The 558-nt window shown below is 41.0% G+C and carries 1 protein-coding gene; it reads right to left on the reverse strand.

The genetic code is table 11. The features are described 5' to 3' along the window. A partial coding sequence (locus A3729_RS06575; protein ID WP_197475633.1) for a GNAT family N-acetyltransferase occupies positions 1–558 on the reverse strand: 558 nt, incomplete at both ends.

Genomic DNA, 558 nt, shown 5'->3' on the forward strand with positions numbered 1-558 from the left:
CCAGGTCTTTTTTCCCACTAAAATTAAACTCCTCCACACAATCAGAAATTGAACGAGCTTGTAAAACCCGTCGAATCAGTACTTGTAGCGGGCGCTTGATTGAACTTTTTTTATTTTTTTGTTTGAAGCAAGATAAGGTCAAACTGATCAACTCGCTCATACATTCTTCGATGGCCAACTTATGGCTAGCAAAGCGTTGAAGTTGAGCAAGCTGCCTGCTGTCTAGCCTTAGCTCTACTGCTGGAATTTTCGCTTCTGTTAGCGCATCATACAGCGTATCGCTAGTGTGGTGTTGATATTGTCTACTGATACCACTGAGCAAATTTCTGGCATAGATACTTTCTAATAGAGCCAAATTTTCCTGTGCAGACAAAGATATCGGCCTTTGCATAATCGCGGCATAACAGCCACTAGCATTATCACGTTGAAGACCAAGTTTGAGAAGCGAAAACTGATTCTTTGACCAGAAAGAAAGCAACTCGGTTGTCAGTCCAAATGCTGTAGTAAGACAATCAAGGTGTTTAGTTTTCGCGACTTGTAAAGCTTCTTCAATTAGTT

The sequence above is a fragment of the Oleiphilus sp. HI0043 genome, from assembly GCF_001634935.1.